Consider the following 698-nt stretch of genomic DNA (forward strand, 5'->3'; position numbering starts at 1 on the left):
AGATGCGTAAATGCATCCATAGCGCCTCGTCCAGATGTGTATTGATCAGTCCCATAAGTCAATGTTGGGTCGACAATCGCAACGTCAGCCAACATGTCCGGACTTCTTAAACTTACTTTTACTTTGTCCTGCCCAGACTTAAGAACGGCATTTCTAGTCACTTCTGAGCCAGTACTCGCAGTTGTGGGAATCGCGATGAAGTGAATCGGTTTTGCTTTGAGAGGAACGTTTCTTCCAACTACTTCCACATAATCGTAGACATTACCCTGATTGGGAATGATTGCGGCCAATGCCTTGCCCATGTCGATGACGCTACCACCGCCGATCGCGATGACCATATCAGGTTGAAATTTTCGCCCGAGTACCGCCGTTTCTTCCACCATCGTAATGTTGGGCTCCCCATTGATGGCGACGTGCTGATAACGCATATTTTGAGCTTTGAGATAATTGATGATGGGTGTGGCGCGCTGAGTCTCTTTTCCCGTCACGAGCAAGACGCTATACCCAAATTGATTGATAACTGATAGTGAAGATTGGAGCGCTCCTTCACCGAAAATAATCCGTGTTGCAGTCATAAACTGAAACATACACTTCCTCCCCAAAACGACAACTTTTAATAGATTGCTATGGTTTGCGTTAAAAAAAGTTGACCCAATCCACCTTGCCATCAATAACCCTTCAAAAAGTATGTTTTTATG

Annotated in this window: 1 protein-coding gene; it reads right to left on the minus strand. The window is 45.1% G+C overall.

The annotated features are described in order from the left end of the window. Positions 1–587, minus strand: a 587-nt coding sequence (locus R7Z50_RS27600; protein WP_318149768.1) for an iron-containing alcohol dehydrogenase, incomplete at its 3' end; no start/stop codon positions are given. Positions 588–698: the final 111 nt, after the last annotated feature.

Source organism: Vibrio sp. 1249-1 (genome assembly GCF_033340495.1).